Origin of the sequence: Campylobacter sp. BCW_6873 (assembly GCF_001762365.1) — a bacterium.
Taxonomy (GTDB): Bacteria; Campylobacterota; Campylobacteria; order Campylobacterales; family Campylobacteraceae; genus Campylobacter_D; species Campylobacter_D jejuni.
The window spans coordinates 169,132-184,841 of the sequence record NZ_MJWS01000065.1 but is presented as its reverse complement, the minus strand read 5'-3'; the positions used below and the strand labels follow the sequence as shown (position 1 = coordinate 184,841).

At 29.7% G+C, this 15,710-nt stretch carries 14 protein-coding genes; all 14 read right to left on the bottom strand.

Features of this window, described 5'->3' with window-relative positions; genetic code table 11:
- Nucleotides 1–86: 86 nt before the first annotated feature.
- A complete protein-coding gene (locus AJ932_RS04780; protein WP_002861835.1) occupies nt 87–980 on the bottom strand; it encodes a PDC sensor domain-containing protein in 894 nt (297 codons plus the stop codon).
- Nucleotides 980–2,752, bottom strand: a complete 1,773-nt coding sequence (gene pglF / locus AJ932_RS04775; protein ID WP_070278140.1) for a UDP-N-acetylglucosamine 4,6-dehydratase (configuration-retaining) — start codon at nt 2,750–2,752, stop codon at nt 980–982. The genes AJ932_RS04780 and pglF overlap by 1 nt, the downstream gene beginning before the upstream one ends.
- 1 nt (nt 2,753) lies before the next feature.
- Nucleotides 2,754–3,914, bottom strand: a complete 1,161-nt coding sequence (gene pglE / locus AJ932_RS04770) for a UDP-N-acetylbacillosamine transaminase (protein WP_044779136.1) — start codon at nt 3,912–3,914, stop codon at nt 2,754–2,756.
- A gap of 93 nt (nt 3,915–4,007) precedes the next feature.
- Nucleotides 4,008–4,634, bottom strand: a complete 627-nt coding sequence (locus AJ932_RS04765) for a hypothetical protein (protein ID WP_261660085.1) — start codon at nt 4,632–4,634, stop codon at nt 4,008–4,010.
- Nucleotides 4,618–5,205, bottom strand: a complete 588-nt coding sequence (gene pglD / locus AJ932_RS04760; RefSeq protein ID WP_070278266.1) for a UDP-N-acetylbacillosamine N-acetyltransferase — start codon at nt 5,203–5,205, stop codon at nt 4,618–4,620. The genes AJ932_RS04765 and pglD overlap by 17 nt, the downstream gene beginning before the upstream one ends.
- The gene (pglC, locus tag AJ932_RS04755; protein ID WP_070278143.1) at nt 5,192–5,794 is read right to left on the bottom strand and encodes an undecaprenyl phosphate N,N'-diacetylbacillosamine 1-phosphate transferase; all 603 of its coding nucleotides are present in this window, start codon (nt 5,792–5,794) and stop codon (nt 5,192–5,194) included. The genes pglD and pglC overlap by 14 nt, the downstream gene beginning before the upstream one ends.
- Nucleotides 5,787–6,917 carry a N,N'-diacetylbacillosaminyl-diphospho-undecaprenol alpha-1,3-N-acetylgalactosaminyltransferase gene (pglA, locus tag AJ932_RS04750; RefSeq protein WP_070278145.1) on the bottom strand — a complete coding sequence of 377 codons (1,131 nt, stop codon included), beginning with the start codon at nt 6,915–6,917 and terminating at the stop codon, nt 5,787–5,789. Before pglA ends, pglC begins: the two co-directional genes overlap by 8 nt.
- Nucleotides 6,918–6,926: 9 nt before the next feature.
- Complete coding sequence (pglB, locus tag AJ932_RS04745) at nt 6,927–9,068, bottom strand: undecaprenyl-diphosphooligosaccharide--protein glycotransferase (protein ID WP_070278147.1); 2,142 nt, start codon at nt 9,066–9,068, stop codon at nt 6,927–6,929.
- Between the two features lie 3 nt (nt 9,069–9,071).
- On the bottom strand, nt 9,072–10,169 hold the full coding sequence (gene pglJ / locus AJ932_RS04740; RefSeq protein ID WP_070278149.1) for an N-acetylgalactosamine-N,N'-diacetylbacillosaminyl-diphospho-undecaprenol 4-alpha-N-acetylgalactosaminyltransferase: 1,098 nt from the start codon (nt 10,167–10,169) through the stop codon (nt 9,072–9,074).
- Nucleotides 10,157–11,086, bottom strand: coding sequence for a GalNAc(5)-diNAcBac-PP-undecaprenol beta-1,3-glucosyltransferase (gene pglI, locus AJ932_RS04735; RefSeq protein ID WP_070278151.1), 930 nt, complete (start codon nt 11,084–11,086; stop codon nt 10,157–10,159). The genes pglJ and pglI overlap by 13 nt, the downstream gene beginning before the upstream one ends.
- The gene (pglH, locus tag AJ932_RS04730) at nt 11,079–12,158 is read right to left on the bottom strand and encodes a GalNAc-alpha-(1->4)-GalNAc-alpha-(1->3)-diNAcBac-PP-undecaprenol alpha-1,4-N-acetyl-D-galactosaminyltransferase (RefSeq protein ID WP_079860937.1); all 1,080 of its coding nucleotides are present in this window, start codon (nt 12,156–12,158) and stop codon (nt 11,079–11,081) included. The genes pglI and pglH overlap by 8 nt, the downstream gene beginning before the upstream one ends.
- Nucleotides 12,155–13,849, bottom strand: a complete 1,695-nt coding sequence (gene pglK / locus AJ932_RS04725) for an ABC-type lipopolysaccharide transporter PglK (RefSeq protein WP_070278152.1) — start codon at nt 13,847–13,849, stop codon at nt 12,155–12,157. Before pglK ends, pglH begins: the two co-directional genes overlap by 4 nt.
- Complete coding sequence (galE, locus tag AJ932_RS04720) at nt 13,843–14,829, bottom strand: UDP-glucose 4-epimerase GalE (RefSeq protein WP_070278154.1); 987 nt, start codon at nt 14,827–14,829, stop codon at nt 13,843–13,845. The genes pglK and galE overlap by 7 nt, the downstream gene beginning before the upstream one ends.
- A 55-nt stretch (nt 14,830–14,884) precedes the next feature.
- A complete protein-coding gene (locus AJ932_RS04715) occupies nt 14,885–15,679 on the bottom strand; it encodes a 3'-5' exonuclease (protein ID WP_070278156.1) in 795 nt (264 codons plus the stop codon).
- Nucleotides 15,680–15,710 lie beyond the last annotated feature (31 nt).

Sequence of the window (15,710 nt, the reverse complement as noted above, 5' to 3'; positions counted from 1 at the left end):
GTTTTATTTTACCCTTTTTAGCCTTATTAATCAAGCTAAAAAATTTTAAAAAATAGCATTATATCATCTTTTATTTAAAATTTTACTCAAATATTATTATTTTTATACTTAACCGTAAATAAATATACACTTAAACCTAAAAGAAGCAAGCTCACTCCACCGATAAGATAAATCGCATAAATCATCTGAGAAAAATCACCAATAGCAAGTTTAAATACCAACATCAAAGCTTCTATAGCCAAAGCAATGATAATAGAACCTAAAAATCTCACCATAGTTTTTTGAATTCCGCCTTCTTCTTTTTTTGTTTTTCCTAATACTTCTTGTTCGATCAAAGTTTTTGCCAAATCGAAAATAGCTAAAGCTAAAGTTATAGCAATAGTACTTTCAAACATATGTTCTATACCTATAGCTTGATTATCAAAAAGACTAAAAAAACCTTTTTGAAATAAAAAGCAAGTAATCACAAATAAAACCAGTGCGAAACAAAAATATACCAAACGACTAAATTGAGTAAAAACAAACTCAAATTTTCCTGCTTGAATAATCCTTAAAATATCTTCAAGCTTGATATCGATACAAACAACAAAAAGCAAGTTATTTTTATCATCGTAAATTGGCATAGAAGCTGTCACGCAAAGTTCGTTGTTTAAAACCGAAGGATAAGGATCACTTAAAACGCATCGTCTTAATTTTACAGCTCTATAAAAATAAGAACGAGTACTTCTATCCTCACCCTGCCCTATTTCATGAGCCTTATTTAAGGAAATCGCATTTTCTATTTGCATGCCTGAAATATCTAAAATATACAAAGCATCAAAAACAACAACTTCATGAGCTATTTTATCCAAAGCTGTTTTAATCGTTTCAAGGTGAATATCAGGAAGTTTATTAGGTAAATTTCTTGTTAAAATATAACTCATATAAGCTCTAGCACGATAGCGATTATCTTCAAATCTTTGTATATCTTTTATATACATTATACACCTTCTTTATTGTGTTTAAATTCAGGCACAATCTTTAATAAAGTCTCTGAAATATCTTCACATATTTGTAAATTGTCTATCTCTTTATTAAGCCAATCAAGATCAACCTTTTCATTCTTTGCTACAAAAATACTCTCATATTGCGTTTTAGCATCATTTTCATCAATCAAAAGCTCTTCATAAAGCTTCTCGCCTTTTCTTAAGCCTGTGATTTTAATTTCTAAATCATTACGATTAGAAAGTAAAAGCATTTTTTTAGCTAAATCTATGATTTTTACAGGCTTACCCATATCCAAAACAAAAAGTTCTCCCCCTTTTGCAATAGCTCCAGCTTGTAAAACAAGTTGCACTGCCTCAGCCACAAGCATAAAATAACGCACTATATCAGGGTGCGTTAAAGTTAAAGGCTCATTATTGGCAATTTGTGCTTTAAATTTCGGTATCACACTACCACTAGAACCTAAAACATTACCAAAACGCACACAAGCAACTTCAAAATTTTCATCACTCATACTTAAAGTATAAAGCTCGCAAACTCTCTTAGTGCAACCCATAATATTTGTTGGTCGCACTGCTTTATCTGTACTTATCATCACAAATTTAGCTACTTTGTTTTCTTTAGCACTATCGCATAAAATTTTAGTTCCTAAAATATTATTAATTACTGCTGAATGTGGATTTTGTTCGCAAAGAGGCACATGTTTATAAGCGGCTGCATGTAAAATAAGCTCGGGTTTATAAGTTTTTAATACCTCATCTAAACTTTGCTTATCTAAAATACTCAGTAAAATAGGAGTAATTTTTTCTTTATATAAATTTAAATCATCATTGATCTTATAAAGATTATACTCACTATGATCAACCATGATAAGATGCTTAGCACCAAATTTAATACATTGCTTACAAAGTTCACTGCCTATAGTTCCACCTGCTCCACTTACCAAAACTACCTTATCTTTTAAAAAAGCCGCCACAGCACTATCATCTAAATCTTTTGGTTTTCTAGCAAGCAAGTCTTCTATACTGATATCTCTTGCTTCGTTTCTTGTAAAAGAAAATATTTTTACATCGCAAATACCATAAGCTACAAGTTCTTCAAAAAGTTTTTTAAGCTCTTCTTGTTCAAGTCTTAAAGCAATAATGGCAGTTTTTACCCCTTGTTCTACATAAGATTTTATTTTTTCTTTTTCTTCTACAATAAATTTATCACAATAAGTCCCTATAAGCTCTTTTCTCGCATCAACTACGCCTACAGGAAAAAGCCCTAAAGAACCTTCTTTTGCACCTTTTAACAAATGCAAAGCCTTAGAAGTTGCCCCTACTACAATACAAGGAGTTTCTTCTTCTTTCATTCTAGAAGGTTTAAAATCCACAAGCATTCTTTTGCTAATTCTTAAAGTACCTATAAACATATAAGAAAGAACAAAATCTATCACAATAGCACTTCTTGGAAAAGGATTAAAAAAATCACTAAAAAAATAAAAAATAAGAAAAAAACAAAACTCAGCTAAAAGCAAAGCAATAAAAATTTTTCTTGCTTCATTGAGAGAAAAAAATCTCCAAGCTACTTTATAAATTCTAAAAACAAACAAAAATGAAAGTTTTAAAACAAGCAAAATAATAGCAGAAATCATCATACCATGATAAAAAATACTCGGAATATCTCCACTAAATCTCAAAGAAAAAGCCAGATAAACGCTAAGTAAAATTAAAACAATATCTAAAGTTAAAAAAAATGCTAATCTTTTGCTTTTATAAAAAATCATTTTAAGCCTTTATGCTCTTTAAGATCAGTTTTGAAATTTCATAAACATCATCTTTACTCATCGCCGTGCCACTTGGCAAACAAATTCCTTTTTGGAAAAATAACTCACTATTGCCATTAAGATAAGCCTTAGCTCCTTTAAATACTTCTTGAGTGTGCATAGCTTTCCATAATGGTCTTGTTTCTATTTGTTCATTTTTCAAATCTTCTATGAGTTTTGAAATTTTTGGATGCAAAGCGATATTTTTTTGACTGATATTTATATCTTTTTGACAAGCATTAAGTTCATTTTTATCAAAATCAATCAAAGCTGTACTTAACCAGCGATTGCTTCTTGAATTTTCTAATTCATCTAAAAAGCTAAAATGCTCTCCTAAAAATTCTTTATACCACTCATAAATTTCTCTTTTTTTAAGCACTCTTTGTTCTAAAACCTCCATTTGTGCTACACCAATAGCTCCTAAAACATTGCTTAAACGGTAATTATAACCATAATCTAAATGTTCATAATGCAAACAATTTTCCCTTGCTTGAGTGCTATAAAATCTTGCTTTTTCAATCTTTTCTTTATTTTTTCCTATAAGCATACCTCCACCTGAAGTGGTGATGATTTTATTGCCATTATAAGAATAAGCTCCAAATTCTCCAAAAGTTCCTAAAGCTTTATTCTTATAAAAACTTCCTAAAGCTTCGGCAGCATCTTCGATTAAAACAATTTCATTTTCTTTGCAAATTTTAACAATCTCATCCATTTTTGCAGCATTGCCATAAAGATGAGTTAAAATCAATGCTTTTGGTTTTTTTTCACATTCTTTAATGGCGAGTTTTAACAAATCTACATCAATATTATAAGTTTCATCACAATCTATAAATACAGGCTTTGCTTTAAGATAACAAATAGGTGCTACTGAAGCGATAAAAGTAAAAGAAGAAGCTAAAACGATATCATCTTGTTTTACCCCTGCCACCCTTAAAGCTAAATGCAAAGCCGCTGTGGCTGAATTTAAAGCTAAGGCATTTTCACTTTTGCTATAATCTTTTACACTTTGCTCAAAGCAATTTACAAATTCACCCAAAGGTGCTATATAATTGCTTTTGAAAACTTCTTCTATGTATTTTAATTCATTACCACCCATATGCGGAGGAGAAAGAAAAAATCTCATTTTTTATCCTTTATATAAAGCAGAATTTTTTATCCTTATATATTTTATCTAAAAAAAATTACCAAGATTCAAATATTTAAATTCTTTTTATAGTCAAAGCTTGTTTTCATACCAATTTTTAAGCTTTTCTAAGTCTTCTTTTTTATAAATACTTTCAAAGCATTTAAGGAGTATTTTATTTTTTGTTTTGATAACAAAACAAACTTCAACTTGATTTAAAAATTTCATTTTTTCTATTTTAACAATTTCCAAATCTTCTCGTTTTATAAAATACATATAAAAAAGATTAAATTTACTAACTATATAAATTCCATTTTCACAAACTATTGCTAAATTTATAACGTACATCAACAATAATAACATACCTGTTATCACAGAAGAAACTGATACTTGCAAATTCCAAAGTGTTTTTAAATTTTCATTTTCTAATTCAAAGAAAAAAAGAAGTTGATAAAAACCTTCAAAATTATACCAAATTCCTATTAATCCACCCAAAAAAGCAGCAATACCTGTATATTTTACAATCCTACTATTTTTAGAATTTACATTTGCTTTAAGACTAAAAAGTTTTTTGTGTTTTAAAGAATTTTTCAAAGGAAATATGTAGCATATTAGACATATGGTTAGTAAATTAATGACAATCCACCCCAAAGGCGAAGGATTTACTATATAGTGAACAACAAGATTGTTATTAAAATGCAATTTACATCCTTTTTGCAGGTATTCCTATAAAAACACCTTTTTCATCTTGATTTTTAACTAAAGTTGCTCCACCACCTAAAATACTATCATCTGCTAAGCTTAAATTAGGCAAAACACAAGAATTAATCCCTAAAAAACAATTTTTACCGATTTTTACATTACCCGCACATTTAGCCCCTACGCTTACATGAGAAAATTCCCCTATCATGCATTCATGCTCAATCACACTTGAAGTATTTAAAATCACGCCTTTTTCTATTTTGGCTTTAGCGTTAACTACTACATAAGGCATGATTAAAATCCCTGCATTTTCTTCCACACTTGCACTAGGACTTATAAGCGCGCTTTTATGGATAAGATTAACAATTTTAAAGCCATTTTCTAAAATTTTTTGATAAATCTTTTTTCGAATTTTATTGTTTCCTATGGCTATAAAAATATCATATTTTGGCAAGGTGCTTTCAAATTTCATTCCTTTAAAATCATCTAAAAAAATACATTCTTTATAGCCCATATTTTTAGCCACATCTTCACAAACAAGCCCATGACCACTAGCACCATAAATATAAATTTTTTCAGTTCTTGCCATTAAATTTCCCTGTTGTAACATAACCTTCTTTGCTTACCCCGCTTCGTTTTAAAACCTTTAAGGCTGTTAAAAACATGATTTTTAAATCAAGTAAAAAAGAAATATTTTTCACATAATACACATCAAGCTCGAATTTTTTCTGCCAAGAAATAGCATTTCTACCATTTACCTGCGCCCACCCTGTTATACCTGGACGCACTTTATGACGTAATTTTTGCTCTTCATTGTAAAGAGGTAAATACTCAACCAAAAGAGGTCTAGGTCCAACAAAACTCATATCCCCTTTTAAAACATTAAAAAGTTGTAAAAGCTCATCCAAACTTAAGCTTCTAACGATTTTTCCAAAAGCTTTCAAACGCAATTCATCGCTTAATAACTCACCCTTTTCATCTCTTTCATCGCTCATGGTTTTAAATTTATAAATTTTAAAAATTTTTTCATCTAACCCTGGGCGATTTTGGGTAAAAATCACACTTCCTTGAGTGATTTTTAAAAGTAAAGCAGTGATTAAAATCACCGGAGAAAAAAGCACCAAAAGCACTAAAGCTAAAATAAAATCAAAAATTCTTTTAAAAACTTTTTCATACATTCTTAATTACCCTATCATAAAGTTTTAAATAACGCTGTGCGATATTATTTTCATCGTATTGTAAAGCATCTTGGGCGGCATTTTTAGCTAAATTTAATCTTAATTTTTCATCTTCTAATAAAAGTGAAATTTTTTCGCTTAAATCTTTAGCATTTTTTGTTTTTGCCCAAAGTCCATCATAAGCATTAGAAATAGCCTCCACACAACCTTCGCAATCACTTACCACTATAGCCTTACCGCAAGCTTTTGCCTCCAAAACACTTACAGGAAAGCCTTCTTTATAGCTTGGTAAAACAAAAATATCACAATTTTGCAAAAGCTCGACTATATCACTTCTAGCACCCAAATAATGCACCACGCCAGAGTTTAAAAACTCCAAACTTGCACAAGAAGGATTTTCATCTCTTCCACCAACTAAAACAAAATTTGCTTTGTCTTTTAGCATAGTAGCACTTTCATAAAATTCTTTTACACCCTTATGCCATAAAGTTCTTGCTATCATAAGCACAATTGGTTTTTTATCTATGTTTAAATTTTTCCAAAAAAGCTCTTTTTTTTCCGATTCTACATAAATAGGAAAAAATTTTTTTAAATTGATCCCTACAGATTTTATCACGCAAATTTTATTTTCTTTAAGTCCTAAATTCCGCATAAACTCAGCATTACTTTCATTGACAAAAATAAACTGGTGTGCAAATTTAAAACTTAATTTATAAAGATTATTAATAACAAAACGCACTAAATTTGCCTTAAAACCTTGATCTATATAAAAAGATCCCAAGCCTTCTACCAAAGCAAAACGATAAGGAATTTTTGCCCATTTTGCTGCTAAAATTCCAAAGGTATTGCTTTTATGTGCTGCACTTTGAATAAGATCAAGATTTAAATTTTTCAAAACCTTAGCAAGATAAAAAAAATTCTTTAAAACCACAAAAGGATTTAAACTAGCTCTTGAAAACTCATAAACAATTACTTTTAAACCAAGATCTCTAAGTTTTTGCGTGTATTCATCTTGTGGCACTATAACAAAAACTTCATCTTTTCTATCTTTTAATGCTTTTATGATAGGCATTCTAAAATGATAAATACTTGCTCCTGTATGTGATAAAAATCCTATTCTCATTTTCAACCCTTAAATTTTAAGTTTAAAAACCTTAGCATCTCTAGAATTAATCACCAAGTCAAATAAATTCTTATCATAATTTCCCAAAAAAAACATTTGCACATAAGCACTATTAAACATAGTTTTATCCATTAAAATAAATTGTGCATAAGGAATAGCACTATCCTTTAAATAAAAAATATAAAACTGAGCCTTATCATCAATTGGAGTGATTTTGTATTCGCCTTGTTTAATAGAATTAATCTCTACGATACTATTTACAGAAACCACATTATCACCTATTTTAAAACTTCTAAAATCATCGCTTAAAACCACTCCATTGCTAAGATAAATTTCTCCATTTTTAACATCAAGTGGATAAGCTGTGCTAAAGGTAAAAGGTTTATCCAAAACTCCTGTATCTAAATTAATAAAAGAAAAACTAGCCACCGTAGAAAAAATCAAAGACATTCTAGCGGGCATATAAAGATAAATATCACGAGTTTTTGGTGTATCGATTTTAAAATCAGGTTTTGATAATGAAGCTAGAAACAAATCCACATTGCTTTGATTATAATCTTTCATCATGGCTTGCAAAATGTCTGTTTTTAAAATATCATTTTGCGGAGCATAAAAGCTTTTTTCTGTATATTCTACACTAAGTCTTGCCATATTAGCTGCAGCTTGTTCATCTTTGCTTAAAGCAAAAGAAGGGAAAAAATTATCCTTACCTAAATGCTTTCCACCATCTACTAAAGTTTTCACATCGCTATAATAACGCACAGGATAACCATAATCCCACCAAGTTACCACATAATCTTCTCTATTGGCTATATTTTTTAATTGATTTAATAATAATGCTTCATTTTGAGAAAAAACTGTTGGTGCTTTATAGTTGTAAATATGAATAAATACTGGAGCTAAAGTCAAAATAGTTGCAAAAACAATACAAATATTTGAAGTTAATTGGCTATATTTTTTAACCAATATAGCCTTAAACTCGCTCAATAAAAAACCAAATCCTAAGGCCATTACAGGTACAGAATAAATGGTAAATCTAAGCCCCCCTTTTAAGGCTAAAAACCCAAGCACCAATATAGGTAAAGCCATAATCATACTTTTATGTTTTCTCAAAAGCCATACAAAACCAAACAAAGAAAACAAAAAAACAATTTCACTACCACTAATTCTTCGCATAAATTCGCTAAGATCTACATTTTCAACTTCTTGTATGGTTTGATTGACATTAAAATACATAAAACCCTGCGTTAAATTCGCACTTTCATCACTTCTAAAAATATAAAATTTAAGCTGATAAAGTATAGGATCAACCCCACCACTTAAAATCAAAAATATCAAAGTTGCACTACCTAAAATTCCTATAATCATAAAATTTAAGCGTTTTTGCTCTAAGGCAAATAAAGCAAAAAGTATTACTATAATGGCACTTTGATAAAACCATGCTATATTTGAAAGAGTAAGAGAAGACAAAATCACAGCTATATAAAAAATCTTTTCTTTTCTATGAAAAATAAGCGTATAAATTAAAAAAAGTCCAATTAAAGCTACATTTAAAGTATAACTTGAAGGATACCACCAAAGATAAATTCCTATAAATAACGGCAAGGCAATCAATGAAAAAAAGTCTTTTTTTAAAATCATTCTTACCATAAAAAATAAAATAAACATAGGTAAAACAATTACCAGCATATCCGTATCATAATACCCACTCATAGTGCGATTATAATAACTGTTTGCTATACTTGCTAAAAGAGCAGCTACAAAGCCCATTAAAGGACGTTTGTATTCATTAGCTAGTAAAATAATAGGAATCACCACCAAAGAAGATAAAAAAGTACTCATATATAAAATGATACTTTCAAAAGAAAAAGGTGTGACTTTATAAAGCCAATAAGTAAGCGTAGATAAAGAAGATCCATAATAACTCAAATCATTAGGCTGATGAAAACCTGCTATCATATCTCTTGCGCCTTCAGCAAAGGCATAGCCATCGTTTGAAATGATCATTAATTGATTATTGAAAAAATACTCATTAAACTCACTTGCCCACCAAACCCAATAAAACCTGCAAAATACACTAAAAACATAAGCTAATATAATCATTGCAAACAAAACTAAATAAGGGTTTTTTAAATACTCTTTTTTCAACATCTTTTATCCTAATAAATATCTCAAAGCATCGCGTGCAATTTTTACTTTATCAAAGGCCTTAGCCCTAGTTTTAGCCTTATTTTTATACGCTTTTCTTAATTTATCGTCTTCAAGCATAGTTTTTAAACCCTGAAACATGGAGTTTTCATTATCTACTTCTACTAAAAGTCCAAATTCATCATCGCCAAAAAGCTCTCTTGCGCCACTTTTATGATCAGTGCAAACCACCGCACAAGAACAAGCTAAGCTTTCAATTAAAACATTTGAAAAGCCTTCAAATACAGAAGCAAAAGCAAAAAATTCGCATTTAGCCATGTATTTATAAGGATTATTATCAAATCCTAAAAGCAAAACCTTTTCTTCTAAATTTAACTCTTTAATCAAAGCTAAAAGCTCATCTTTAAGCACACCTTCACCTAAAATCACAAGCTTTAAATCTGTTTTCAATCTCGCATAAGCACGAATTAATAAAGCATGATTTTTACCTTTATCAAGCCTGCCTACACTTAAAATAAATTTATCTTTTAAAGCTATGTCTTCAAGGGCTTTTTGCTCTATGTTTTCTAAATCGATGGCATTGTACAAAATTTCACATTTTTTTGGATTTATACTAAAATTTTGCACTAAATCTTCTAAATTTCCCTTAGAATTAGGCAAGATTAAATCAGCTTTTGGGTAAAGCAAAGAAATTAAAAATTTATTTGCCAAAGAATTAAAATTATTTTTCGCATACATCACACTTGGCGTAGTGCATTCATTGATCACAAGGCGAGTTTTATTTCCAAACATTCTTGCCATTAAAGCTATATAATTAGGTCGATTTAAAAAAACAAATTCTGTATCAATGCCTAAATTTCTGCAAAGTTTTTTGTATTTTAAAGCCAAAAAAGGTAATTTTAAAAATTTCAAAATAGGATTTTCACTAGGTTTTGAATATTCTAAAAAATGAATTTGACACTCTGGAATTTCATAAGAAATTTTATCATTCATCAAGATCAAATGCACTTCAAATTTCAAACTTAAAATAGGCAATAAAGTCGCCACAACTCTTTCAGCACCACCACTTCCTAAAGAATAAATAAAAATTCCTAATTTTTGCATAAAGCCACCCGAATTTTCGATAATTTTTCAATCATATTATTTGGAATTATACTTAAAATGAGTAATATCAAAGCAGGAGCGTTGATTTTTATACTCAGGCTTTTAAACAAACATTTATAAAGAGCTTTATAATTTTTTGCAAGTTTTGCATAATAAGCTGCCATTTTATAATAACTCGCACAAGTTTTTTTATAATCTTTATCCTTACTCATTCTAAGTTCATTTTCTAAAATTTTAGCAAGCTCTAAATATCCCAAATACACCCTATAAGCATTTTTACTCGCCCCTAAAGTCACGCTATCTTGCCTAAAAATCCTATAAATCCTAAAAGCCTTATGAATATAAAAACTTTTTTCCTTGTATAAATTTACCCAAAGCGTGGCTTCATTGCCATAAAATTCTTCATTAAAACGCTTGTTTTCAAGTAGAGATTTTTTAAAAACAGAAAAAAACTCTCCGCTAAATTTAGCCATTAAAAAATCTTTTTTAGAAATTTCGCTATCTTTTTCCAAACCCTTGCCGCTAAATTCCTTGCTTAAATTTCCTTCTTTTTCTATCAAACAATTTCCAAAAACATGAGCATAACCTTCGTTTGCTTTTTGCATTAAGATGCCTAAAGCCCCAGATAAAAGTTCATCATCATCATCTAAAAAAGTTACAAACTCGCCACTTGCTTGATCTAAGCCATTATTTTTATTGCCATTTGGACCTTGTTTGTAGTTTTGATTTAAAAAATACTTAATGCGATCATCATTTTTTTGTAAATTTTGCACCACACTTTTAGTATCATCGCTAGAATTATCATCACTTATAATAATTTCTAAATCTTTAAAATCTTGATTTTGTATGCTTTTAATAGCCTTTTCTAACAAAACTTGACGATTAAAAGTTGGTACTACAACAGAAAGTTTAGGCATTTTTAACCTCGGCTATAAGCTTAAGCCATTCTTCTTTGATATTAGAAATTTCAAAGTCTTTACACCTTTGTTTGGCATTATTTACAAGTTCTTTTCTAAAATTTTCATCATTTAAAACAAGTTCAAGTTTTTTAGCAAGTGCTATTTCATCATCACAACCTACCAAAAGCCCATCATGATTATCTTTGATTAAATCCTTAGCACCATTATAATAAGAACTTGAAATTCTACAAACCTCAAAATACAAACTTTCAATTAAAACCGTTGGCAAACCCTCTACAAAAGAACAAAGGCAAAGTGCTTTTGCTTTTTCATAAAGAGCCTTGACATTTTCAACGCGTCCTAAAAAATCAACTTTTATTCCTAAAGATTTTACCTTATATTCAAGTTCTTGCCTTAACTCTCCATCTCCTGCTATAACAAATTTATAATTTTCTTGCAAATTTTTATCCAAATGCGCTATAGCTTTTAAAAACATTGCAGGGTTTTTGTTGTGATCTAAACGCCCTATAAAAAGAACCAAATTTTCCTTTTCAAAACTAGAATCAAAAGGAATTTCATCGCTAAAATGACAAGGATTTAATAAAAGCTTAACCCTTTTTACAAATCTTTCATAATACACCTTATCACTGCTTCCAAGCACACTTAAAGCATCACAAAAAGGATAGCTTACCCTTCTTAAAAAACGCCAAATTTTAGGTTTTAAATACGCCTCATTGCTATGCTCACTTATAATGAGTGGAGTTTTAAGCCCTATTTTCGCAGCAATACAAGCAATATTAGTCGTATCCAAAAAAGAAATAAAAACATCAGCCTTACTTTCTTTTAAAGCCTTTCTTAAAGCAAAAAATTTCTTAAAACGACTTGCGATTTTATGATAAAGCGTATCAAATCTAAATTGTTCTAAACTTGTAACTTTAACTTCATTTTCAAGCTTATAAAAAGATTCTCCTGCATGAAATTTAATAATACTTACTTCATGCTCTTTACAAAGTGCATTAGCCAAGGTTACTAAAACACGCTCAGCGCCTCCCGAATTTAAAGTTGCGATAATAAAGCTTATTTTCATCATTTCTCCTCTTTAAGCTTGCCGTGTTCTAAACGATAAACCTTATCACATTGTGTTATCGTAGAAAGGCGATGTGCGATAATAATCATGGTTTTATCTTTAGAAATTTTATAAATTTCATCCATGATTTTTGCTTCACTTTGAGTATCAAGCGCAGAAGTTGCTTCATCAAGCACTAAAATTTCAGGCTCTAAATATAAAGCTCTTGCTATGGCTATGCGTTGTTTTTGCCCCCCGCTTAAATTACTCCCCCCATCGCCCACTTTTGTTTGCACTCCTTGAGGTAAATTTTTTATAAAATGCTCTAAATTTGCTTGTTTGATAACCCTGTTAAGTTTTTCTTCATCAACCGCATCTGTAAAAGTGATATTTTTAGCTATGCTGTCATTAAAAAGATAGATATTTTGCGGAATATAGCCTATTTTTTGGCGATAATTTTTTGCATTGCTTGCATTTAATTCTCGCTCATCAATTAAAATTTGCCCTTCTTTTGGTTTTAAAAGTCCTATGATAAGATCTACTAAGGTACTTTTTCCGCAACCACTCTCCCCTATAAAAGCGATTTTTTCGCCTTTTTTAATGTTTAAGTTAAGATTTTTAAATAAATGTTTTTTTCCCTCATAACCAAAGCTAAGATTGCAAATTTTAAGCTCTTGATTAAAGCTTAATTTTTCCTCGCCCAAATTTTCTTCTTCTTGTCTTAAATTTTGGTAAATAATATCCAAAGAAGAATGATAATAAAGCAAATCATGATAACTTGTGATAATACGATTTGCACTTGGCATTAAGCGATAAAGCGCTAAAACAAAAATAGAAATCGTGGATAAAATACCTGAAATATCACTTTCATTTTTCAAAACCAAAAATACCACGATAAAAACAAGTACACAAAAACCTATTCCTTCAAGATAAATTCTAGGCACTGCAGCTACGCTTTCATTGGTAATATTTGCTTTAGAAAAAGCTTCACTTTGTGCTTTAAAAAGGCTTAATACTCCATCTTCTTTGGTTTTAAGCTTGATAAATTTGAAATTATTTAAATTTGTATTTAAAATTTCGAAGAAATTTTTCATCGCTTCTTCACGTCTTACTCCTGCTTTTTTAATGATAGGACTTAAAATTTTCACTAAAATAAAGGCATTTAACACCATAAAAATACTTAAAAATAAAGTGATTTTATAATTAATCAAAAGCATTAAAGCATAAAGCAAAAGCACTACAAAAATTTCACTCATCAAAAGTAAAAATGATGAAATCATGGTGCTTAGATTATAAACTTCCCCTGTAATGGACTTTAAAATTTCAGATTGATTTTTTTGAGTAAATTTTTCATAATTAATATTTAAAAATTTAGAAAAAACCTTATAAGCGATCGCATGATAACGCCCTTTAGAAAATCTTGCCAAAAGATGAAAATAATACGCATTTAACAAAGCTCTAAACACATAAAAAACAATAAGCCCCACTCCAAAATAAACAATGATTTCAAAAACAGGGATATTAAGATATTCTTTTAGGCTGATTAAATATTTATTGCGATCAAAATAAGAAAAATCACTAGCCAAAGTGATAAAAGGCATTACCAAAGAAATTGCAAAAGTTTCTATAAAAGAAACAAATACTGAAAAAACAAGCAAGAAAAATAAAAAATTTTTATCTTCCTTGCTTAAAATAAAAAAAAGTTTTTTTAACACTGTTTTTCCCAATCAAAAGCAGATTTACAAATAAGCTCTAAATCATCATATTTAGGCTGCCAAGAAGTAAGATTTCTGATTTTACTTGCATCAGAAATCAATACACTAGGATCGCCCGCACGGCGTGGGGCAAGTTCTACTTTAAAATCCACTCCGCTAACTTTTTTCATCGCTTCAATCACTTCTTTTACACTAAAACCATGTCCATAACCTACATTAAAAACATTACTTTCATTCTCTTTTAAATAATCCAAAGCTGCTAAATGCGCGCTTGAAATATCATCTACATGGATAAAATCTCTTATGCAAGTACCATCTTTTGTATCATAATCATCGCCAAATATGAAAAGTTTTTCACGTTTTCCTGCGGCACATTCAGCTGCAACTTTTATAAGCAAAGTCGCTTTTGGATAGCGTTGTCCTAAAGTATAATCCATGCAAGCACCTGCAACATTAAAATATCTTAAAATACAATGCTTAAATTCAGGATTTGCCATACTTGCATCACGCAAAACCTCTTCACTCATAAGCTTACTACGCCCATAAGGATTAATAGGCGCTAAAGGGCTTGTTTCGCTCACAACGGGAGTTTGTGGTTCGCCATAAGTGGCTGCCGTTGAAGAAAATATAAATTTATTCACTCCAGTTTGCAAACAAGTTTCGATGAGATTTGTTGTATTAACAGTGTTGTTCATATAATATTTTAAAGGGTTTTGCATACTTTCAAAAACTTCAATGCTCGCTGCAAAATGCACAATAGCGTCAAATTTTTCTCTCTCAAACAATGCTTTTACACCTTGAAAATCACTTAAATCTTGTTCAAAAAATTTAAAAGCTCTTATTTTTTGCAAATCTTCTATTGCGATTTTAGAGCCCTTAGAAAGATTATCTAAAACACAAATTTCATGATCTGTTTTTAAAAATTGTCTTAAAGTATGAGAACCTATATAACCTGCGCCACCGCTAATAAGAATTTTCATCATCATTCCTTTTTTAAAATGTCAAAAATAAATTTTAATATATTTTCTTAAATACTTAAGATCGAACTTTTGAAATTTCACTCTCACAAGCTTTTGCAAAAACTTCTGTATAAGAACGATCTGATTTTTTTGCGCGCAAAAAATCTCTCATATAAGAAAGAAAATCAACATAATCTTCTTCACTAACATTACCTTTAATAAGTTCATATTTTAAAAAAAGCATATAGGTGTTTAAAACATCACTTTCACAATATTCGTGGATTTTTTCAAGTTCATTTTCATAAAAAAGTTTCATCACCTCATCGCCATGCACATCATATTTTCCTGGCAAACCCACCATAGAGCAAAGTGTATCAAGCTTTATTCCACGCCCATTAGATCCTAAGGATTCTAATAAATCACAATGTTTTAATTCTGAAAATCTTGTTTTATAATTATTCCATTTATCGCTTTGAGTATCTAAATAAGTTGCTGCTTTTAAATTGTATTTTAAAGCCCTTAAAACAAGAACAGGCATATCGAAATTTTTACCATTAAAGCTGACTAATTTTGGCTCATAATTTTCTATAAAATTAAAAAAATTCTCAATCATTTCTTTTTCATTTTGCCCATCAATTTTATTTACTTTGATAAATTTTCCAAAATTATCGCTTAAAACCGCACAAATACTGATGATTTTATGGTAAGGCAAAGGCAAAAACTCACTCCCACTTTGTTCTTTTTGCCACTGAAGTGCTTTCAAACTTACCTCTAAATCACTTCCTTCAAAACCTAAAGTTTTGCGGATAAGCTCAACATCTGGCACACTCTCACAATCAAAAACACAAATATAGCCTTCATTTTTTGCCATTTTTAACCTTTTTTTAAATAATTTCGCTAAA